This is a genomic window from Microbacterium flavum, assembly GCF_018717645.1.
GTDB lineage: Bacteria > Actinomycetota > Actinomycetes > Actinomycetales > Microbacteriaceae > Microbacterium > Microbacterium flavum.
Genome location: NZ_JAFLHG010000004.1, coordinates 192550 through 214209 on the forward strand (window position 1 = coordinate 192550; position 21660 = coordinate 214209).

A 21660-nucleotide genomic window follows, 5' to 3' on the forward strand; every position below is an offset into this window, starting at 1 on the left:
GCACGGCACAAGGCGCGCAAAGCGCACACCCGCCCAATACTACGCCGTATGACGAACCCGGGCAAACACGCGGGGGTGTCGCGCAGCCGGGGGCCCGGGGTTGGCGGCATGCCGAGTGTCCAAGACCCGCGGAGTCCGACTCGCTCGGCACCGCGTGTTCTGGACACTCGGGGGGATGTGGCAGGGCGCGGGGGCGGGCGTCAGGGGTCAGGGGGCGAGGCGGCGCAGGTGGAACTCCTCATCACCGAGGAAGAACCGCTCTCCGGCATCCAGCTGCTCACCGGGTTCGACTTCGACCTCGTCGCCCATGAGGGTGCGCACGAGGACCCCGTTGGTGGAGCCGAGATCGGTGACGATCCACGCCTCGCCGCGCTGCTCGATCCGGGCGTGCGTCTTGGAGACGGTCCGGGCATCGCCGGCCACCGCGACCAGCTGCGCTGCGGGGAACGCGGGATCGCCCGCGGGCCGGCGCCCGAGGATGACGACGGCGGCCGTGAGGGCGATGGGCGCACCCGAGGCGGGCACCAGCTCCCAGGTCGGGCGCGCCGCGCGGCGCGTCATGATCGTCTGGTCGATGTCCTCCGAGTCGGGGGCGATCGGCTCCTCCGGGGCGAGGCGTCCGGCGCGGCCCGCGCGCGTCTCGCCCTCCGGGGACTCCGCGCGGTGCTGCTGAGCCGAGACCGCTCCCGCCGCCGAGCGCGGGCGGCCGGCGATCGGCGCGCCGACCACGGCCGAGACCTCCCCGGACATCTCGGGGAAGCCGTCGGGGTCCGGCTCGTACGCCCGCCGGGCCCGCGCGGGCCCGGCGAAGGTCGCGGCGGCCCCGTCCTCCGCATCCGGGCGGGCGGCGACGGCGGCATCCGCGTCGACGGGGCGTGCGGCCGGGACCCGCGTGACGGGCGCCGACGGAGGCACCTCGTCCCGATGCGTGCGGCGACCGGGGACGAAGGCGATCGGGCCGGATTCCGCGCCGACGGGCGCGCTGACGAACGGCCGCCCCGCGGCCGAGCTCGGCGGGAATGGCGATGGGTGGATCGCCGAGACGTCGTCCACCTCGGAGGGCCACGCATCGTCGGCGGCATCCGGATCCGTCGCCGGCGGCGTCGAGGCGCGGACAGGTGCGGGCACGCCCGGCGGCGGCGCGACGGAACCCTCGGATGGGGGAGGCGCGGGCGAGTCGGCCGCGGCGGGACCTGCGGCCCGAGGCGGCGCAGCGGCGGCCGGCGCTGCAGACCGGGGCGCGCCGGGAGACGCGGCGGAGCCCGGGCGAGGGCTGGTGTCGGGCGGCGTCCACCCGCCCGTTCCCTGGGCCGGCGGCGCGAAGGACGCGCCATCCGCCCACGCGGAGTCCGAATCCTCCGGAGCAGCGCTCTCCTCGTTCGACCCGGATGCGGCCGAGGAGGCGCTCTCGGGCGGAAGGAGGCGGGCGATGGGCATGCTCGCTTCGGGGGGCGGAGCGGCATCGGCGTCGCCGGATCCCGGCTCTGCCGACCGCCGGTCCCGCGACGGGGCGGCGCGACCGGCATTTCGCGCGCCGAGCCAGCGCGCGGGACCGAAGCCGAGGATGCTCGCCCACACGACGAACAGGAACACCGCGAGGACGGTCATCCCCGAGCCGTACCCGAAACCGGGGTTGATACGGTGCACGGCGACGATCAGGACGACCAGCACCGCGATGTTCGCCACGGGCACGACGAGCAGGAGCACGAGCCAGGGGCTGAACCCGCCCCACCGCAGGACGGTGGCGAGGTTCAGGAACGGCACCCAGCCCTTCCACGGCTCCTCGCCCATCTTCCGGAACATCGCGGAGAGCGCGAGAGCGGTCCAGACGTAGAGGGCGAGGTTCACCACGGACGCCAGCAGCACGAACAGGGCCAGGGGGGAGTCGTCGACGGGTGCGTTCATTCGGTGCGCCGCACGCTGCTCCGCGCGCGGCTCCCCCTCTCGGTGCGTGGCGAGGGCCGCTTCCAGCCCTCGGGGATGAACGATCTCAACGATACGGCCGCCCGCAGGCGTTGCCAGCGGGTCGGCGCGAATGCGGTGCGCTCGCCGTCGACGATGCGCCAGAACTCGACCGCGTCATCGTCGGTGGCCGCTCCACCGGAGAACACCGCACGGTCGGCGGAGACGGCGAGTGCGGGCGCCGCAGCGCTTCCGAGCGCGTGGGCGATCTCGAGGCGTGTGGATGCCGCAGGAGCCGTCCGGCCGGCATCGGCCGCCGCGTCGAGGTACTCCTCCCACCCTCCGGCGATGCGGTCGGCCGGGGCGGCCGCCTCCCGCCGCGCGCGGCGCCGCAGCGCTTTGGCCGCGAGGATGCCGAGGACCGGGCCGACGAGGATCAGCACCACCGCGAGCGAGATCCCGCCGACGCGCAGCGTCGTCCACAGCCAGGCGAGATCGAGCTCGTCCGGTCGGGTGACGTCCGTCGGGGTGTCCTCCTGTGCGGGCTTCGGGGGGTCGACCTCCTCGACGGCATCCGGCCGCACCTCCGTCCCGACCGTGGGGTCCGGCTGCGCGGTCACCTCTCGGCTCGGCGCCTGCGCGTGCTGAGGGGTGGCGTCGACGGGGATCCACTCCCCCGCGGCGCTGCGTACCTCCACCCAGGCCGACAGGTCCTCGGCGCGGCAGGTGCCGCCGTCGCACACGGACAGGTCGGCGTCCTGCGCACTCGTCCGCGCCCCGACGACGACGCGGGCCGGGAAGCCGAGCTCGCGCGCGAGCAGCGCGACGGCGACGGAGAACTGCTCGTCGTCGCCGACCGCCGCGACGAAGTTCCCCGCCTGGGCGGCACGCGGATCCTGCTCGCGGTCCAGGAGCGCCGTGAACATCTGATCGATCCGCGCCAGGGAGTGCCCCGCCGCGCTCGGCACGAAGGTGTCGACCCCGGCATCCGCCATCCACGCGGTCTGCGACTCGCTCAGGCTGTGGCTGAGGTATCCCCGCTGCCGCAACAGGGCGACGACACCCTCGAGCGCCGAGCCGCCCGTCCCGGTGACGTGGCCCTGCAGCCACGTCCGGAGGCTGGCCGGAGCGTCTGGCCCCGCACCGGCATCGCCGGGGGACTCAGCCGTCCCGAGCGGTGCCGACGCGGGCACCGACGCCCGCAGCCGGTAGGCGTCGCCGGGGCGCCACCCCGCGGTCTGCACAGCCGCGTCGAGCGTGTCGTCGACGTAGAACGCATCAGCCAGCGCAGCGGCACGGGTGCCGGCGAAGCGGACGGATGCCAGGGTGCCGGCCGACGGCATCCAGATGCCGTCCAGGTCGCCGATGACGATGTCGGCGTCGACGGCGGTGCCGGCCGGCGGCGTACGTGAGGACGCCATCCGCACGAAGTCGGAGCCGTCCGATCCCGTGCGGAAGACCGCCCCGTCGTACTCGTCGAGGACGGCGAGGCGGACCCGCTCCGGCACGGCGGCGCCGGTGACCGAGAACAGGATGCGCTTCTGCGGGTCGACCGGGGATCCGGGGGCACCCTGGAACATCGTGCGGTACGAGGAGAGGGGGCTGACGGCGCGCGAGAGCTCGATGCGCGGGCCCGTCGCCTCGCGCAGCACGGAACGCTCGGCAGGGACCGCCGCGACCGGCACGGCGAGCGCCGCCACCCCCGCGAGGGCGATCATGCCGGCGCCCAGGACGAGGCGCCGCGAGCCCGTGCGCGTCGAGCGCCGCAGCCGCACACCGCTGGAGGCCGCCGCCCGGCGCAGCGCCGCGACCCTCGCATCACGGCTGCGCCAGGACAGCCAGATCACCGCGGATCCGAGGGCGCCGAGACCGATCACCGTCTCCACGGGCGCGTGCAGCGTCACCGGCCCGAGCTCGATCGGGGCGCTCACATCGGTGCGCCCGAACAGGAGGCCGAACGCCGACATCGCGAGCACGACGGGCACGGCGGCCACCGCGACGGCGCTGCGCCGCCACGAGAGGAGGAGCGCGAACGTCGTCCCGACGAGGAACACCACGAGAGCCGGGACCAGGAGGTTCCGGTAGGCGCCCACCGGCAGGTCGACGGTGAGGAGGTCCTTCCACCCCACGACGAGTCCCGCACCGAGCTCGCCGAGGCCGTGGATGAGCCCCGCCGCGTCGGTGAGTCGCGTCGGGACGGCGAGCGGAACGCCGACGATGAGGATCGTCGCGGCCAACAGGGCGAGGACCGCCCACACGTCCCAGCCCCTCCACCGCACGAGAGCGGCGATGCCCGCGGCGAGCGCCGTCGCCGCCACGACGAGCAGGACGAAGGATGCGGAGCGGTAGATCGGCCACGCGGCGACCGCGGCCAGCAGGACGCCGACGCCGACGTAGAGGGATCCTGCGACGATGCGCCTCACGAGGTCGCCCCCCGGAGGAGGAGTCCCGCGAGGTCGTCGAGGGTGCCGACGGTGACGACCGTGAGCCCACCGAGCACGCGCGTGCGCGGATGGGCGCGCTCATCGCACACGATCGCGACGGTCGCGGCATCCGCCGGGAAGGCGAGCGCGGCTTGACGCAGCTTCCCGACGCCCACCGTGGAACCGGTCACCATGACCGCGATCGAGAGCCGCTCGTTGGCCTCGGCGGCGAGGCGGCAGACCTCCGCGAACGGCATCGTGTCGCCGAGGCGGTCCACGCCGCTGAACCCGTCGAGGACGGACCGCGGCGTGCCGGTCGGAATGTGCCGGATGGCCCGCAGGCGCCCCCGGACGACCCGAGGGATCTGGGCGCCCACGACGATGTCGAGTTCGCGCGCGTCCCGCACGGCGCGGACCGCGAGCGAGGATGCCGCGCTGACGGCGAGCTCGAACTCGGCATCCGACGCGTACTCGTCGGTGTCGAGCCCCAGGACGACCGCCATCCGCGAGCGCCGCGACTCCTCGTACTGGCGGACCATGAGGCGCCCCGTCTTGGCGGTCGACTTCCAGTGCACCTGACGGCGGGAGTCCCCGGGGGCGTACTCGCGGATCGCATGGAAGGACATGTCCGCGTCGACGAGGCGCGTCGTCGGGCTGCCGTCGAGGTCGCGGATGAGACCCGCGCTCGTCGAGGGCACGGGGACCGTGCGCGGGTGGACGTACAGATCGTGCACGTCATCGAACGCGTGCTCGCGCCGGAGCAGGCCGATCGGATCCGAGCGGACGGTCGTCGCCGGCCCGATGCGCACGATGCCGCGTGGTTGAGGCGGCAGCTCGAGGACCTGCTCGCTCGATGCCCCGGCCCGCAGCAGCGGGACGCCGAACTCCACCAGGCCCGCCCCGACCGGGACGTCGATCCGGCCCGGCAGGACCGCGCGACGCCCGGAGTTGCGGATCGTGACCGTCGCCTGCACTCCGTTCCCGGCGACGACCCGCTCGTGCGCGAGGGCGAGATCGACCTCGTACGTGCGGGACTGGAAGAGGAACGGCGCGCTCAGCAGAAGGAGCACACCCGCCGCGACGCCTCCGACCAGGGCCTCCACCCACCCGAAGGCGAGCCCGGCGAGAAGGCCCACGGTCGCCGCGGCGAGGGCGAGCACCCCGGCCGGTCGCACCGTGCGCCGGATCGCCGCCCACGCGCGGGCCAGCGCGACGCGGCCTCCGGTCCACGCTCGCGTCGCGCGGACCGCCGCGCCCACCAACCGACGTCCGCGCACGGAGGTGACCTCGGTCCGCTCCCCCGTCAGGGAGCCGGCCGAGGTGCGCGTGAGGCGCGTGTCCGCGAGGGTGCCGGGGCGTTCGGTCACACACGCTCCCGGCGGGTCGGCGGCGGCACATCCAGCAGCACCTGACCGATGACGGCCTCGGCGGTGATCCCGTCGAACTCGGCCTCGGGGTGCAGGATCAGGCGGTGCGCGAGGACCGCGACAGCGAGCTTCTTCACGTCATCGGGCGTCACGTAGGTGCGCCCGTGGGCCGCCGCGGCCGCGCGGCTGGAGCGGGTCAGGGCGAGCGCGCCGCGGATGCTGACCCCGAGCCGGACCTCGTCGGCCGAGCGGGTGGCATCCACGATCCGGGCGATGTAGTCGAGGACGAGCGCGTCGACGTAGACCTCGTCGGCGAGCTCCGCCATCCCGGCGAGCGCGCCGGGGGTGATGATCGGGACGAGCTCGCCGATCGGGGTGGCGCCGCGATCGAGGATCCGCACCGTCGCGGCGTGGTCGGGATAGCCGAGCGAGGTCCGCAGGAGGAAGCGGTCCAGCTGCGCCTCGGGCAGCCGGTAGGTGCCCGCCTGCTCGACGGGGTTCTGCGTCGCGAGGACGAGGAAGGGGCGACCGACGGGCCGCGTGACGCCGTCGATCGTGACGTGGCCCTCCTCCATGACCTCCAGGAGCGCGGCCTGCGTCTTGGGGCTCGCCCTGTTGATCTCGTCGGCGAGGACGATGTTGGCGAACACCGGGCCCTCGTGGAAGTCGAACGCGCCGGTCTTCTGGTCGTACACCGTGATGCCGGTGATGTCCCCGGGCAGCAGGTCGGGCGTGAACTGGATGCGCGTCGTGGTCCCCTGCACCGACTGCGCGACCGCGCGGGCGAGGGACGTCTTGCCGGTGCCGGGCACGTCCTCGAGGAGGACGTGCCCCTCGCTCAGCATCGCCGTGAGGACGAGCTCGACGACGTGGCGCTTGCCGAGCACCGCACGCTCCACATTGTCGGCGAGGGCGGCGAAGGTCTCCGAGAACCAGGTCGCCTGTTCGGGTGTGATGGTCACGGGGTGCCTCCGGAGGTGGGGGGAACGGGTGTGCAGCGGGCGGAGAGTGTCGTCGTGGCGGGCTCGAGACCCCAGCCCTGCGCCGACCAGTCGACCGTGACGCGGATGCCGTCGACCCGCGTCGCCCGCGCGGGCACGGTCCACGGGTCACCCGTCGCCGGGAGGACCTCGTCGGAGGCGTCGTAGAAGGTGGCGCCGCTCGCGTCGAAGTCGATCTTCGCGAGCGAGTCGGTGGAGCGTCCCGTCCGCGTGAGCTCGGCGCCGCCGGTGCACGCACCGAGCGACCAGGTCGCCTGCACCTGGTACGGGGCGCTGCCCGGCGCCGGGGTGACCGCGCCCCATTCCGACTGCCACCAGCCGGAGACGTGCTCGTACCGCACGCGGATGCCGGGGTCCTGGTCGAACACGCCGGAGGGGAACCCCGAGAACACCGCGACGTTGTCCCGCGGAGGCTGCTCGGACGAGGTGGGGTCCTGAGCGATCGTCCAGGCCGCCCGGCCGTCGGTGAGGGTGGGCGTCGGCCCGACGACGAAGGTGTAGCCGCGCGGGGCCGCCCCGCTCTGCACCGCGCGGACCTCCGCACTGGTCGTCGACCGTCCGAACACCGTCCCGTCCGACCACGACTCGACGCACAGGTCGAAGCTGTACGCGCGACCGTCCTGGTAGCCGCGGAAGACCTGCCGGTCGCCGCCCGGCGTCGGGGTGCACGCCTGCCCCTGCGGGACGATGCCGAAGCGGAGCGTCGATCCGTCGCCGCCCGACCCCGCGGTGCCGACCGCCGTGATGTCGACGAGGCCGCCGCCGGTGTTGGCGGCGGACAGCGCGAGGGCGGGCGCGGTCGGCGCACCGATGCCGCTCGCGGTGAAGGTGAGGGGCGAGGCCGCCGCCTCCCCGAGCCCCTGCGGGACGTCGTAGCGGGAGACCGGCGTGACCGTCACCGGGCTCGCGGAGTTCGCCCCCACCCGGAACAGAGGCACGGTCAGTGTCGTCGCGGCGGGGTCCACCGCGACGGTCAGGGTCTCCCCCACGGGGCTCGAGATCTGGAGCGCGCGGGCGTTCGCGGCATCCACGCCGGCGAAGACGATCGAGACCACCCCGCCGTCCGCACCCGCGACGACCGGGGTCGGCGTCGCGGCGGACGGGGGCGCCGGCGCGTCATAGGCCCAGGCCGTGGTTCGCACGGACGTTCGCGAGGCGCCGACCGCGTTGATCGCGACGGCCTCGTAGAGGCGCTGCTCGCCGTTGGGAGCGGCGAGGGGCGGGCACACGCCCTGCGCCGAGCAGGTCGCGACCGTCTGATCGTCCGAGCGGATCTCGAAGCCCGTGACCGCGGGGTAGGAGGTCTGCGCGGCTCCCGGATCGACGCGCAGTGTCAGACTGCCGTCGGCGTAGGCGGACTGGACCAGCGATCCGGGCGCGCGGGGGAACCCCAGGAGGTCGAGCGCGACGACCCCGTCGCGTGCCGCCGCGCTCTGACGCCCCTGCGCGTCGCGCACCGTGAAGCGCGCGGAGCAGGTCGCGCCGGGGGCATCCCCGTCCCAGCTGGCGACGACCCGCGTGGGCGATGCGACCGCGAACGACACCCCGGTGCACGCGCTCGTCGCGGCGACCGCCACGACGGTCAGCGGCGTGGACGGGAGCGGGTTCACCTCGCCGGGTGCCCCGATCACCTCGACCTCGCACGAGCTGCCGGTCGCCTGGCTGCACTGCAGCGCGGCCTGACCGCCCTGCGGCAGCGTCGACGGAGCGGCGCCGACGCGCAGCGTCAGGCGGGCGGGGGTCACGCCCGGGTGGCTCGTCACCTCGATGGCGACGCTCTCCACGGTTCCAGGCGCGGCCCCGTCGCCGCCGCGCACGGTCAGCTGGGAGTCCTGGAGGGTCAGCGCGAACGAGCTCGTCGTACCCGATATCCGATAGGAGACCGGCTCCGCCCGCCCACGCCACGACGTCATGGCGCCGAGGTCGAAGACGAAGGTGTCGCCCGGAGCGACCTCGAGCGCCGCGGGCGCGAGCACCGGCTGCGGCGCGCGCGGGCTGACCTGGACGGGGATCGTGAGCACCGACCAGGTTGAGGTGCCCACCAGACGCACGGGGACGATGCAGGCGTCGGCCCACGGCGCGCCGTCGCCGGCGCTGTAGCGGATGCCCGTGCCCGCCGCGGCGGCGCAGCCGGCTGCCGCGCGGGCGCCGGAGGCGCGGACTCCGTCCGCGTCGATCTCCAGCGTGCGCCCGCGCGGCAGCGCGACGAGGGTCGCGACATCGGCATCCGCCTGCTGGCCCTCATCGACGACGATCGGCGGCGCGTCCGCACGGAGCGAGAGCGCACCCTCGGAGGCCGCGGGGATGCGGACGAATGCGTACGTCGTCACCGGGCCACCGGCCGATCGGCCGGTCACCGAGAACGGGATGATGCGAGCGGTGTCGCCGGGTGCGGCGCGCAGCCGGTGCCCGGTGACGGTCACCCCCGGCGGGGTGCCCCACAGCCCGACCGTGAGGTCGGCGACCTCGCCCCCCGACCACAGCACCTTGCCCGCGAGGACGTCGACGCCGATCTGGAGGTCGTCGCGGTCCGCCACCGTCAGGACGGTGTCGGAGACGACGGGGTAGTCGGGCACCCGCTGGGACACGACCTTCACCACGAGGAGCCCGCGCGCGGTGTTGCCCGAGGACGAGGTGACGTCGTACAGGAAGGACATCGTGCCCGGCTCGGTGCCGGCGGCGATCGTGACGGTGTCGTCGGAGACGGACCGGATGCGGCCGGAGAGGCGCGCGTACTCCGCGCTCGTCGATCCGTCGAGGGCCGTCTCCGGCACATCGGGGCGCACGCGGGTGAGCGTCAGCGTGCCCCGCAGCGGGTCGATGTCGTTCGCGAGGGGATGGACCCGGATGACGCTGTCCCCGCCCGCCTGCACGTGCACGTAGTCGGTGTAGGTGACGGGGCTCGGGCTCGTCTCGCCGCTGAGTACACCGACGCGGACGGTTCCCTCTCCGGAGCCCCCGAACGCGTCGACCACCCGGTAGGTGAAGGTGTCCTGACCGCTCGCCCCGGCGGTGCTCGAGTAGACGATGCCCGAGCCGTCGGGCGCGATGGTGGCGGTGCCGTGCGCCGGCTGGGAGACGACGCTGTCGAGGCGCACGACGTCACCGTCGGGATCCATCCCGAATCCGTCGAAGGGGATGGTCGTCTGCAGTCCGCTCGCGACGCGCCCGGACAGCCGCGGCGGCAGGGGGTCGCGGTTCTCCCCCGCCCCGACGACGCGGACGTGCACCGTCGCGATGTCGCCGAGCGACGGGGAGCCGGTCGTGAATGCGCGGTACTCGACCGTGTAGTCCCCCGCCTCGCTCGGGGCGAGATAGCGGAGCACGTCCCCGGCGGCGAAGGCGAGCGCATCCGGCGACGACGAGGTGATCGACTCGGCGTCCAGGCGCGGACGCCCCCCTTCGGCGGCGACGTCGTTGTCGAGGACGGGCACGTCGATCTGCTCCCCCGCGCGGACGACGACGCTGTCATCGACCGTGATCGGCGCCGCGTCGGGCGGCGGGGGAAGGAGGTACACCGTCGCCTCGCCGACGACGGCGGCGCCCTCGTCCGCCGTCCCGTCGCTGACGCGGTAGGCGACGGTGCCGAGGAGTCCGGACTCCTGGGTGGCCGTCGCGCCCGACACGCGCAGCTGACTCTGGCCCACGGCGTCCGCGACGAGCGAGGATCCCGCTGCGGCGGAGACGACCACGTCGCTGAGCAGCAGGACGCGCCCCGTGGGGTTGGCGACGGCGGCGAGCACGTCGACGGTCGCGTCGGCCTGGGGGCGCACGAAGGCGACGATGGGCGCCGTCGCGAGCTGCGCGGGAGCATCGGGGGCGAGCAGGGTGACGCGCGCCGTCCCCGTCGCCTCCCGGGCTCCCGCGGCGACCGTGACCGCGACGCGGTACGTGCCGGGGCTCGCGGCGGAGAAGTCGAACTGCGTGGTGCCGCCGACGACCGTCGCCGTCGCGGCGGCGTCGTCGAGGACGCGCGCGGCGGTGAGGGTGAGCCTGCCGGCCGTGCCGGTCACGTGGGGCGCGACGTCGACCGACAGCCGCGAGCCTGCCGTGTCCACGACGGCGAACGACTGGATATGCGGCTGCGGGTCGCCCGACACCCGCACCGTGAGCGTCTTGGTCGTGACGGCTCCGCGCGTGTCGGCCACGGTGAGGGTGAGCGGCACCGTTTCGTCACCGCCCTCCCCGGCGTCGGGGTGCTGATAGACGACCCGCCCTTCGGGCGTCGCCGCGACCTGGCCGACGCCGGAGTCATCGCGTGCCGAGAGGAGGAGGATCGGGTCGCCCTCAGGGTCGACCCAGTCGCCGAGCACCGGCAGCGCGACCGTGCCGCCCGCCGCCACCTCCGGCTGCGGCCACGATTGCTGGCACCCCTCCACGCCGCACCACTGCGGGGCGGAGTTCTCGCCGTCGGCAGCGACGCGCAGAGTCACCGTCGCAGGAGCCGAGAGCAGACCATCGGGGGCGGTTCCATCGGTCACGGCGTAGGCGAAGGTCGCGGTTCCGGCGGCGTCCGCCGCCACGCGGACCGCGAGCCGCTGCCGATCGTCGGTCATCGTGAGCGTCCCGAAGGCGGGATCGAGTCCGTTCACGGATGCCGGGTCGATCTGGAGCACGTCCTCGTTGGGGTCGTGGTCGTTGAGCAGCACCGGCAGCGTCACGAGGGCGCCCGGTCGCACCCCGAACGCGTCGTTCACGGCGACCGGCGGCCGCGGATCGATGACGGCGGGAGGTTCCTGGGTCGTCGTCTCGGGCGCCGTCACGACGTCGTCCTCGAGATCCCAGTTCTGACTCGACGGCACGAGCCGGCCGTCGGGCACGCTCCACACCCACCCCGACCGGGTGTCGTTGAGGACGAGCCCGTCGCCGGCGTCGGCGAACACTGGTCGGCGGTTCGAGGGCAGCGTGGCGCCGCCGTAGTCGAGGGAGACGTCCCCGGCATCCGATGTCCACAGCGTCCCCGGCCCGGCGCCCTCCGGAAGCCACGCGGCGTGGACGATGCCGCCGCGCACCACGGGACGGGCGGGGGCGCCGCGCGCGGTCGTGCGATCGCCGAAGACGCGCTCGGGGTCGGCGCCCTCCGTCGGGATGCGCACGAGTCCGCTCTGGTCGGCCAGGTACACCGCCTGCCCGTCCGCGTCGACGCGCGAGAGCGCGACCGCCCCGCTCGTCCCCGCCGACGCACCGCCGCGGTGGGACGTCCAGTAGGTGCCGTCCGTCGTGTCGACGAGCACCCAGTCGTCGCCCGCGGCGCTCAGAGCCGGCGCAGCGACCTGCGCGTCCACGGTGTCGGTGGCGAGGATCGCGCCGGTCACGGTGTCGATCCGCGCGATGGTGTGCGCCGCGGCGGAGTAGCTGAATACCTCGCCGTCGGAGCCGACCGCGATGGCGTCGGAGGTGGCCGCGGATGCCACGCCGGGTGTCGCGCCGGGTCCGCCGGCGTCGCGCGCTGCGCCGCCCGGGTCGAGCTGTCTCACGTCGCCGGTGGACAGCCGCCCCGCGTAGACCGCCCCGGCATCGGTGCGGTAGGCCACGAAGTCGCCGGCCGTGTCGACCTCCACCGCGCCGGGAGGGGCGGAGGTGGCCGCGCGCATCCCCTCCGCGTCGAGATCGGCCGGGACGGCATCGTCGATGCGGATCACCTTGGCGTCGCTGTCGGTGAACATGTACGAGGCATCCGCCGTCTGCACGATGCGACTCGGGTTGCTGACGGTGCGAACGGTGTCGAGTTCGTCGATCGCCGTGTTGACCCGTGCGTACCGGAGACCGTCGGACTGCAGCACCCAGGCGGTCGTCGTGGTGGGCGGCGTGCGCTGCGCGTCCAGCCCGGGCCAGATAGCGCTGACCCCCGCGACCAGCGCGACCACCGCTCCCGTCGCGGCGAGCCCGATCACCGTCCGCCGCGTCATCGGGCCGCCAGCCCCTCCCTCAGGCCGCCTGCCGCTCATCAGGTGAGGACCATCCAGATCCACCCGGCGCCGGCGCCGAGGGCGACGAGCCCCGCCACCCCGCCCACGACCCACGGCCAGATGGGTCCGTGTCCGGCGGGCGGGGTGGTGACGTCCGTGTCCTCCTCGCGCCGGAGCGCCGTGCCCTCCAGGGGCTCGCCCGTCCGACGGCTCTCGGAGGCCACGCGGCTGCGCACCGGACCGCGGGGCGCGGCGTCGGCGAAGTCGATGGGCACGGATGCCGGCATCCACTCGTCCGCGGGGACCTCGAGCGGCGTGGGGGCCAGCCCCGCTCCGCGCTGCACCTCGCGCACCGCCTCGCCGAACTCGGCGGCGCTGCGGTAGCGGCGGGCCGGGTCGCGGGCCATCGCCGTGGCGAGGACCTGCTGCAGTGCGTCGGGGACGTCGTCGCGCGCGATCGGCACGAACGTGCCGCGAGCGATCCGGCGCCGCATCAGGTCGCGGGTGTTCTGCCCCTTCTCGCGCCGCTCGAACGGGCTGTGGCCCGCCAGGAGCGAGTAGACGGTGGCGCCCAGCCCCCAGACCTCGCTCGCGATGGTGCCGCCGGTCTGCTCGGCGACGACCTCGGGCGCGCTCCACGGGATGGACATGGCGAGCACCTCGTCGTCCCCCGACCGGACGAGTGTCGAGGAGATGCCGAAGTCGGCGAGCACCGCCGAGCCGAACGTCGTGATGAGGATGTTGCTCGGCTTGATGTCGCGATGGATGAGGCCGGCGCGATGGGCGGATTCGAGGGCGCCGGCGAGCCGCACCGCGATCGCCATGACCTCCTCGACCGGAACGCGCTCGATGCGGTAGCGCTGCGCGAGGGAGCCGGGGCAGTACTCCATCACGATGAAGGGACGACCGTCGGCGGAGATGCCCGCCTGGTAGACCGTCACGATCGAGGGGTGCGCCGACAGGTGGGCGAGGACGTCGGCCTCGGCGTTGAACATCCGGAGCATGTCCGGGTCGCGCTCCCCGATCGGCAGCACCTTGACCGCGACCTGACGGCGCGGCATGTCCTGCTGATAGAGGAAGACGTCGGCGAAGCCGCCGGAGCCGAGGGGGCGGACGTAGTCGAGACCCGGAAGCAGCGGCGGCGCGGAGGGGAGCCTGCGCGTCATGGCATCCCTTCGCTCACGGTCATCGGCCTCATCGACGACCCGGCAATGCTAACAAGACCGGGCCCCGCCCCTGTCGCGGGCGCAGGTCACGGTTCGGTCAGACCAGGACCCGGATCGGGGTTCGGGTCGAACGGCGCATCGAGCGAGCGCGTCAGTTCTTCGAGCATCGCCGCGATCTGCGGCTCGACGTACTGCGCGACAGCGGCCTGGATCCGCAGGCGGTGGTGCAGCAGCACGGCGCAGACCTCGCGGCCGATCATGTTGGCGTAGTCGTCGGCGAGCCCGATCTCCTGACGCAGCGCCGCCTTGGCCTCGTCGCTGAGCGGCGGAAGGGCGGGGATCGCGGCATCCACCTCCTCCGCCAGCCCTCCGATCGTGAAGAGGAAGGGGGCGCCGGGCACGGGGTCGGGGTCCATCGGCAGCCCGTCGAACTCGGGCTCGAGGCCCTCGGTCGGGCGGTAGCTGCGGGCGCGATTGCGGGCAGCCTGCTGATCGAGCTCGGTCTGCAGGAGCGGAAGGTTGCGCGCGGTGTACTCGGCGACGGCGTGGTCGACGATCGTCTTCACCCGGGTCGACAGACCGTGCTGCACGCCGTGGGGCACATCGGCGCCCAGACCCGCCGCGGAGAGCACCGGGGAGCCGATGCAGCGGCGGCACGGGGCGACGCGACCGCGGTGGGTGGCGGGCTCCCAACGCGGCAGCCAGCGCAGCCAGGCATCGACTGCCTGGCTGACCTGGGTCTCGATCGACCGCTCCACGGGTCCATTCTCGCCGGTCGCGCGCCGTTTCGTCCGTTTCCCGGCGTGCTCCGCGCGCCGCGTCAGTCCTCGTCGCCCTCCCAGGGCCACCGCGGACGCCCGGCACGGGTGCGCACGAGAGCGACGGCGCTCCACCCGCAGACGAGGGCGATGGATGCCAGCAGCACGCCGAACCACGACGTGGCGAAGCCGCCCACCGCCGCGACCGCACGGGCCAGGTCGACACCGGAGACCAGTGCGCCGATCCCCAGCCCGAGGAGGTAGGCCAGGGGGACGGCGACCGCGGTGAGCCACACCCCGCGGTACGACGGCCGGGGGCGGCGGACGATCGATGCCGTGACGGCGGCGAAGGCGACCACCGCGGCGACGGTCGCGACGACGCCCGGCGCCTGGCCCAGTCCGCGGACGGGGATCACCTCGGCATCCGTCGCGAGGCTCAGCATGCCGAACCCCGCGACCAGGAGCGCGAAGAACCCGGCCGTCGTCAAGGCGACGGCGACCCGAGCGCTGACACCGCCCTCGTCACGAGGCGGGAGGGTCATCGGCTCACGCGACGCGCCTCAGGCCTGCTGGATGCGCGGACCCGCCTCGAGGGTGCGCTCGTACTCGCGCTGCGACTCGCGGTTGAGCTCGGCCATCCGCTTGCCGCGTGCAGCGACCCACGCGCCGAACCAGATCGTGAGCTCACGGCCCACGACGAACGCGACGATCGCAAGCGGGGCGAGGAGCTGATCCTGCACCACCTGCTGACCCTGGCTGGCCGTCAGCTGCCAGAACGGCGCCTGGAAGAGCTGCCCGAGGAGGTGCCCGCCGTAGGAGGCGGCGCCGACGAAGAGGCCGAAGATGACCCAGTGACCCCAGCGGCCGCGATTGATGATCGCGCCGAGGAGCCAGAACGCGAGGAAGAAGACCGCGACGGGAACCCAGAACCACCACGAGGTGAGGGCCGAGGATGCCTCGGTCCCGACGTTGGAGGTCGTCACGTCGCCGCCGAGGGCGCGGAGGCCCAGGGCCGCGGCGAGGTAGAGCAGGGCGAACGCGACGGTCGCGAGCAGGCCGATGAGTCCCGCCGCGCCACGGTTCCCGCGGGGGCGCGGCGCTTCGGGCGCCTGGACGAAGATCGGCTGCGGTGCGGGCGCGACGGACGCCGCGGGAGCGACCGCGGCGGGGGCGACGACGGCGGGCGCGACGACCTCGGTGGGCGCGTCGGTGCGGTCGGAGTAGGCACCCGGCACGTAGGCCTCGTCGACCGGATCGTCGGCGTACATCCCGCCGTGGGCGGCGGGCGCAGCGGGCGCGACCGGCTCGGCGGCCACCTCCGACGCGGCGGAGGAGTATCCGGAGTGCGACGAGCCCGGCTCGACGACCGGCTCGGCCGAGGTCACCGCGGCGTCGCGGTCGTGCGCGGCGTCGCGATCGTACGCGGCGGCATCCGTCGCCGGGTCCGGGGCGACCACGTCGCGTGAGGCCGCCTCTGCGTCCGCAAGGCCCTCGTGGGCACTCGCGACGGCATCGTCGGCCGACGTCACGGGGTGGCCGACGGTTCCCTCGTCGACCGGCTCGCCGTACTTGTGGTCGCTCATGGCGTTGCTCCTCACGCGGGGGCACGTGCCGCCGCACAGCGAGAGTAACGCCCGGATCGGGCCGTGCCGCGGCGCCTCGCCGCGATTTCGCCACTGCGCGCGTCCGGCGGCGCACCCGCCTATCGTGGGGGCATGCCTCGCCCCGCCCGCACCCGATCCGCCCTCGTCGCGGCGTCGGCGGCGCTCGCCATCCTCCTCGCGGGCTGCGTCGCCGAGCCCGGCCCCGGTTCACCCTCGGGCACGGCAACGGCGATCGCACCGCGACCCACCCCGTCGGGGTCGATCACGCCGTTCCCCCTCGGCGCCTCGGTGTCGACGACGCCGCTGCCGGCGGACCTTCCGCAGGGGTGCCGCGACCTGCTCGACGCCGACGTGCTGGCTCAGCTCGACGGCATCCCGCTCAACGCGGAGGGGATGGGCGGCGGCATCCGCGAAGACAGCTCCCGCGTCTGCGTCTGGAGCGAGCCGGGAGCGGCGACCACGCGCCTGGTGACGGTCATCGGCTACTCCCCCGAGCGCGAGGCGCGCGACGCGCTCTTCGCCCTGGGGCAGGACGGCTTCACCTGCTACGAGCCGCAGGGGGGCCTGCGCTGCGAGAAGACCTGGACCGATCCGGTCCTGCCGGTCGAGGACGGCCGCACCCTGTTCTGGCGCGACGGGGTGATCGTCGACACCCAGTACTCGAACCTCTCACCCGACGGATACACGGATGCGGTGATCGCGGCCCTCTGGCCCGCCGGCGGGCGCACCCCGAAGCCGAGCCCGACGCCCTTGGGGTGATGCGAGCGCCGCGCCATCCGGGAGGAGATCGACGCTCCGGAGGATGCCTGACGCGCAGGAGTACTCCCGAACGCCGATCTCCTCCCGAACGCACGTCGTCCCGCACGCGGAGACCCGGATTCAGCCCCAGACGCGGTCGCCCGTGCGGCGGACGTACTCGGCAGGATGCCACGCGCTCTCGCTCGTCGACAGCCACAGCCCCCCACCGGCCTCGATCGTCTCGACGAGCTCCCCGTCGGTGCGCGCGCAGCGCGTGCGGTCGTCGACCGCCTCGCACGTGAAGCCCGCCGCGGGCAGCGCGGCCGCGGCGATCGCCCCGGCATCCGTCGGCACCGTCGCGAGCGTCGTCGACACCGTCCCGGCATCGGCATGCCAGGAGCACGTGAACAGGACCTGGGGCTGGAGCGCGGTCACGAGCGACTGGGCCGTGCTCGTCGGCGCGTCGGCGGAGGGCGTCATGACGGAGCCGGGCGCGAAGCGCATCGTCGCCCACAGGGCGGAGTCGTACAGGCCCGAGCACTCGGTGGGGACGCCGGCGGCGCCCTCCCCGTCGGCGCCGTCCGCGACCGCGGAACCCGTCGGCCGGTTCACTGTGTCGCCCATCCACGCCACCGACGCAGGGATCAGCGGGATGGCGAGGAAGGCGAGGACGCCGACGACGGCGAGGCAGAGGACCCCGACGATCCATGCGAAAACGGCATTCCTGCCCCCGACCCGTGCCATGGTTCCAGCGTAGGCGGCGTGCGTCGCGGGGCATGGCGGACACGACGAAGGCCCCCGGGAACGATGTCCCGGGGGCCTTCATCATGGCGTGATCACTCAGTTGTACTCGGTGGAGAACCCGTCGGTCGTGAAGCTGTCGAAGTCGACATAGCTCAGATCGGCGTCGCTGTACGCACCGTCGGACGCGAAGATCCGGTTCGGGTAGCGCTCGCTCTTGGCCTCCTCCGTCGCCTCGACGGTGACGTCGCGGTACTTCGCGAGACCCGTTCCGGCGGGGATGAGCTTTCCGATGATGACGTTCTCCTTGAGGCCGACGAGCGGGTCGCTCTTGCCCTCCATGGCCGCCTGGGTCAGCACGCGGGTCGTCTCCTGGAAGGATGCCGCGGACAGCCACGACTCCGTCGCCAGCGACGCCTTGGTGATACCCATGAGCTCCGGACGACCCGACGCGGGGCGCTTGCCCTCGGCCACGGCGGCACGGTTCATCGACTGGTACTTCTTGAAGTCGACCAGCTCACCGGGCAGCAGCGTCGTCTCGCCGTGGTCGACCACGGTGACCTTCCGCAGCATCTGGCGCACGATGACCTCGATGTGCTTGTCGTGGATCGGCACACCCTGCGAGCGGTACACGCCCTGCACGCCGCCGACGAGGTACTTCTGCACCTCGCGGGCACCCTGCACGCGCATGACCTCCTTGGGGTCGAGCGTCCCGACCTGCAGCGGCTGACCGACCGTGACGTGCTGGCCGTCCTCGACGAGGAGGGTGGCGCGCTTGAGCACGGGGTAGACGTGCGGCTCGTCGCCCGAGTCGGGCGTCAGGATGACCTTCTTCGCCTTGTCGGTCTCGTCGATCGTGATGCGGCCGTCGGCCTCGGCGATCGGCGACGCACCCTTGGGGGTACGGGCCTCGAAGAGCTCCTGCACACGCGGCAGACCCTGGGTGATGTCATCGGCCGAGGCCGACCCACCCGTGTGGAAGGTACGCATCGTCAGCTGGGTTCCGGGCTCACCGATCGACTGAGCGGCGATGATGCCGACCGCTTCGCCGATGTCGACGAGCTTGCCGGTCGCGAGCGAGCGGCCGTAGCACTTCGCGCAGACGCCGACCGCCGAGTCGCAGGTGAGGACGGAGCGGACCTTGATGGTCTCGACACCGGCATCCACCAGCTTGTCGATGAGCACGTCGCCCACGTCGTCGCCGGCCTCCGCCACGATCTCGCCCGAGGGCGCGACCACGTCGGCGGCGAGGGTACGGGCGAACACCGAGTTCTCGACGTTCGCGTCGCGCACCAGGGTGCCGGAGGCATCCGGAGCGGCGATCGTGAACTCGAGGCCCTTGGTGGTGCCGCAGTCGTCCTCGCGGATGATGACATCCTGCGAGACGTCGACGAGTCGACGCGTCAGGTAGCCCGAGTCGGCGGTACGGAGGGCCGTGTCGGCCAGACCCTTGCGGGCACCGTGCGTCGCGGTGAAGTACTCCGCGACCGACAGCCCCTCGCGGTACGAGGAGATGATCGGACGGGGCATGATCTCACCCTTGGTGTTGTTCACCAGGCCTCGGATGCCCGCGATGTTACGGATCTGCAGCCAGTTACCACGGGCGCCCGAGCTCACCATGCGGTTGATGGTGTTGTCGGCCGGGAAGTTGGCCTTCATCGCGGCCTGCACCTCGTCGGTCGCCTCGGTCCAGATCTTGATCTGCTCCTGACGACGCTCGGCGTCGGTCACGAGACCCTTCTCGAACTGGCCCTGGACCTTCTGCGCCTGCTTCTCGAACTTGGCGATGATCTCGCCCTTGTTCGGCGGAGTCAGGACGTCGCTGAGGGCGACGGTGACACCCGAGCGCGTGGCCCAGTAGAAGCCGGCGTCCTTGATGCGGTCGAGGGATGCCGCGACCTCCACCTTCGGGTACTCCTCGGCCAGCTTGTTGACGATCTGGCTGAGCTTGCCCTTGTCGGCCTGCTCGCGCACGAACGGGTACCCCTTGGGGAGCGTGTCGTTGAAGATCGCCTGACCGAGCGACGCGTCCACGAGACCGTGGCGCTCGTAGCCCTCGGGGGCTTCGCCCTCGAGGAACGTCAGACCCGGGATGCGGATGCGGACCTTCGCCTGCAGGTCGAGGGTGCCCTCGTCCTTCGCGAGGATCGCCTCGCCGACCGAGCCGAACACACGACCCTCGCCGCTCGCACCCTCCTTGACCGTGGTCAGGTGGTGGAGGCCGATGATCATGTCCTGCGAGGGCAGGGTGACCGGGCGGCCGTCGGACGGCTTCAGGATGTTGTTCGACGCGAGCATCAGCACGCGGGCCTCGGCCTGGGCCTCGACCGACAGGGGCAGGTGGACGGCCATCTGGTCACCGTCGAAGTCGGCGTTGAACGCCGCGCACACGAGCGGGTGGAGCTGGATGGCCTTGCCCTCGACGAGCTGCGGCTCGAAGGCCTGGATGCCGAGGCGGTGCAGCGTGGGCGCACGGTTGAGCAGCACGGGGCGCTCGCGGATGATCTCCTCGAGGACGTCCCAGACCTGCGCGTGCATGCGCTCGACCTGACGCTTGGCCGCCTTGATGTTCTGCGCGTGACCGAGGTCGATCAGGCGCTTGATCACGAACGGCTTGAAGAGCTCGAGAGCCATCTGCTTGGGCAGACCGCACTGGTGGAGCTTGAGCTGCGGGCCGACGATGATGACCGAACGGCCCGAGTAGTCCACGCGCTTGCCGAGGAGGTTCTGGCGGAAGCGCCCCTGCTTGCCCTTCAGCATGTCGCTGAGGGACTTCAGGGCGCGGTTGCCGGTACCGGTGACGGGGCGGCCGCGGCGACCGTTGTCGAACAGCGCGTCGACGGCCTCCTGCAGCATCCGCTTCTCGTTGTTGACGATGATCTCGGGCGCACCGAGGTCGATCAGGCGACGGAGACGGTTGTTGCGGTTGATGACGCGGCGGTACAGGTCGTTCAGGTCGCTGGTCGCGAAGCGGCCACCGTCGAGCTGGACCATCGGGCGCAGCTCCGGCGGGATCACCGGGACGACGTCGAGGACCATGGAGGCCGGGGACATGCCGGTCTGCAGGAACGAGTTGACGACCTTCAGGCGCTTGATCGCGCGGATCTTGCGCTGGCCCTTGCCCTCGGAGATCTGCAGGTGCAGCGACTCGGACTCGGCCGCCAGGTCGAACGCCTGGAGGCGACGCTGGATCGACTCGGCGCCCATGTAGGCCTCGAAGTACTGGCCGAAGCGGTCCTGCAGCTCCTGGAAGACGTCGTCCTCCTGCTTGAGCTGACCGACGGAGAGGCCCCGGAACTCGTCCCACATCCGCTCGAGCTTGGCGACCTGGTCGTCCGCGTTCTTGCGGATGGAGGCCATCTCCTTCTCGGCGGCGTCCTTGACCTTCTTCTTCTGGTCGGCCTTCGCGCCCTCGTTCTCGAGGACGGCGAGCTCCTCTTCCAGCTTCGCCAGACGCGTCGCGACGCGGGCGTCGCGGCGGTCGCCGAGGTTCTTGATCTCGAGACGGAGGTTCGCCTCGTGGGTCGGCATGTCGCGGTGGCGCGCATCCTCGTCGACCGAGATCACCATGTAGGCGGCGAAGTAGATGACCTTCTCAAGGTCCTTCGGAGCCATGTCGAGCAGGTACCCGAGGCGCGAGGGCACGCCCTTGAAGTACCAGATGTGGGTGACGGGCGCGGCGAGCTCGATGTGGCCCATGCGCTCACGGCGGACCGAGGACTTCGTGACCTCGACGCCGCAGCGCTCGCAGACGATGCCCTTGAAGCGGACGCGCTTGTACTTGCCGCAGGCGCACTCCCAGTCGCGGGACGGTCCGAAGATCTGCTCTCCGAACAGACCGTCCTTCTCGGGCTTGAGGGTGCGGTAGTTGATGGTTTCGGGCTTCTTGACCTCGCCGAACGACCAACGACGGATGTCGTCGGCAGTGGCCAGGCCGATGCGAAGCTGATCGAAAGTGGTGGACTCGAGCACTGGTTCTCCTGTGTCTCAGAAAGTTCTTGAAATCGGTGGTTCGACAGGCTCAGGGGTCATTCCCTGAGCCCGTCGAAGG

At 72.9% G+C, this 21660-nt stretch carries 12 protein-coding genes; 1 reads left to right on the forward strand and 11 read right to left on the reverse strand.

Features of this window, described 5'->3' with window-relative positions:
• Positions 1-207: 207 nt before the first annotated feature.
• The 9 genes from J0P97_RS05975 to J0P97_RS06015 form a co-directional block, all read right to left on the reverse strand.
• Entirely contained in the window at positions 208-1905 is a 1698-nt protein-coding gene (locus tag J0P97_RS05975; protein WP_215486855.1) for a DUF5684 domain-containing protein, read from the reverse strand.
• Positions 1902-4325: a transglutaminase-like domain-containing protein gene (locus J0P97_RS05980; RefSeq protein ID WP_215486856.1), complete on the reverse strand. Its 2424-nt coding sequence runs from the start codon at positions 4323-4325 to the stop codon at positions 1902-1904. The genes J0P97_RS05975 and J0P97_RS05980 overlap by 4 nt, the downstream gene beginning before the upstream one ends.
• A complete protein-coding gene (locus J0P97_RS05985) occupies positions 4322-5692 on the reverse strand; it encodes a DUF58 domain-containing protein (RefSeq protein WP_215486857.1) in 1371 nt (456 codons plus the stop codon). Before J0P97_RS05985 ends, J0P97_RS05980 begins: the two co-directional genes overlap by 4 nt.
• On the reverse strand, positions 5689-6654 hold the full coding sequence (locus J0P97_RS05990; RefSeq protein ID WP_215486858.1) for an AAA family ATPase: 966 nt from the start codon (positions 6652-6654) through the stop codon (positions 5689-5691). Before J0P97_RS05990 ends, J0P97_RS05985 begins: the two co-directional genes overlap by 4 nt.
• Complete coding sequence (locus tag J0P97_RS05995) at positions 6651-12602, reverse strand: Ig-like domain-containing protein (RefSeq protein ID WP_215486859.1); 5952 nt, start codon at positions 12600-12602, stop codon at positions 6651-6653. Before J0P97_RS05995 ends, J0P97_RS05990 begins: the two co-directional genes overlap by 4 nt.
• Before the next feature lie 38 nt (positions 12603-12640).
• The gene (locus J0P97_RS06000; protein WP_215486860.1) at positions 12641-13768 is read right to left on the reverse strand and encodes a serine/threonine-protein kinase; all 1128 of its coding nucleotides are present in this window, start codon (positions 13766-13768) and stop codon (positions 12641-12643) included.
• Positions 13769-13854: 86 nt separating this feature from the next.
• Positions 13855-14526 carry a spermidine/putrescine ABC transporter substrate-binding protein gene (locus J0P97_RS06005; protein WP_215486861.1) on the reverse strand — a complete coding sequence of 224 codons (672 nt, stop codon included), beginning with the start codon at positions 14524-14526 and terminating at the stop codon, positions 13855-13857.
• A gap of 62 nt (positions 14527-14588) precedes the next feature.
• Entirely contained in the window at positions 14589-15068 is a 480-nt protein-coding gene (locus J0P97_RS06010; RefSeq protein WP_215486862.1) for a DUF6121 family protein, read from the reverse strand.
• An 18-nt stretch (positions 15069-15086) separates the two neighbouring features.
• On the reverse strand, positions 15087-16109 hold the full coding sequence (locus J0P97_RS06015) for an ABC transporter (RefSeq protein ID WP_215486863.1): 1023 nt from the start codon (positions 16107-16109) through the stop codon (positions 15087-15089).
• A 132-nt stretch (positions 16110-16241) separates the two neighbouring features.
• Here J0P97_RS06015 and J0P97_RS06020 point away from each other — a divergent pair, with 132 nt between their 5' ends.
• Complete coding sequence (locus J0P97_RS06020) at positions 16242-16889, forward strand: hypothetical protein (RefSeq protein WP_215486864.1); 648 nt, start codon at positions 16242-16244, stop codon at positions 16887-16889.
• Positions 16890-17009: 120 nt separating this feature from the next.
• Here J0P97_RS06020 and J0P97_RS06025 read toward each other — a convergent pair whose 3' ends face one another.
• Together J0P97_RS06025 and rpoC are read right to left on the reverse strand one after the other, a co-directional pair.
• Positions 17010-17612: a hypothetical protein gene (locus J0P97_RS06025; RefSeq protein ID WP_215486865.1), complete on the reverse strand. Its 603-nt coding sequence runs from the start codon at positions 17610-17612 to the stop codon at positions 17010-17012.
• A gap of 96 nt (positions 17613-17708) precedes the next feature.
• A complete protein-coding gene (rpoC, locus tag J0P97_RS06030) occupies positions 17709-21581 on the reverse strand; it encodes a DNA-directed RNA polymerase subunit beta' (protein WP_215486866.1) in 3873 nt (1290 codons plus the stop codon).
• Positions 21582-21660: the final 79 nt, after the last annotated feature.

Bases quoted from the DNA above. Each gene is read 5' to 3' on its own strand.
- J0P97_RS06015 (WP_215486863.1), bottom strand. From the start codon at position 16,109: ATGAGCGACCACAAGTACGGCGAGCCGGTCGACGAGGGAACCGTCGGC.
- J0P97_RS06020 (WP_215486864.1), top strand. From the start codon at position 16,242: ATGCCTCGCCCCGCCCGCACCCGATCCGCCCTCGTCGCGGCGTCGGCG.
- J0P97_RS05995 (WP_215486859.1), bottom strand. From the start codon at position 12,602: ATGACGCGGCGGACGGTGATCGGGCTCGCCGCGACGGGAGCGGTGGTC.
- J0P97_RS05975 (WP_215486855.1), bottom strand. From the start codon at position 1,905: ATGAACGCACCCGTCGACGACTCCCCCCTGGCCCTGTTCGTGCTGCTG.
- J0P97_RS06010 (WP_215486862.1), bottom strand. From the start codon at position 15,068: ATGACCCTCCCGCCTCGTGACGAGGGCGGTGTCAGCGCTCGGGTCGCC.
- J0P97_RS06025 (WP_215486865.1), bottom strand. From the start codon at position 17,612: ATGGCACGGGTCGGGGGCAGGAATGCCGTTTTCGCATGGATCGTCGGG.
- J0P97_RS06000 (WP_215486860.1), bottom strand. From the start codon at position 13,768: ATGACGCGCAGGCTCCCCTCCGCGCCGCCGCTGCTTCCGGGTCTCGAC.